Annotated in this window: 1 protein-coding gene; it reads right to left on the reverse strand. The window is 63.4% G+C overall.

The annotated features are described in order from the left end of the window. The coding region (locus tag AC0L2A_RS36570; RefSeq protein WP_473613043.1) for a hypothetical protein at positions 1–201 on the reverse strand (201 nt) is incomplete at its 3' end. Positions 202–238: the final 37 nt, after the last annotated feature.

Genomic DNA, 238 nt, shown 5'->3' on the forward strand with positions numbered 1-238 from the left:
TTTTTTGTGGTGGGTGTTGGTTTTTTTTTTGTGTTGGGGGGTGGTGCGTCTGTGTGTGTTGTTTTTTTGGGGGGGGGCGGGGGGGGGGGGGGGGGGGGGGGGGGGGGGGGTTTTTTTTTTTTTTTTTTTTTTGGGGGGGGGGGGGGGGGTTTTTTTGGGGGGTGTTGGGTTTGGGTGGGGGGGTCTACCTGTTCCCCCCACCCCCACCCCGCCCGCGGGGCGTGGGGGGGGCGCTCGA

This window comes from Mesorhizobium sp. WSM4844, from assembly GCF_055811775.1.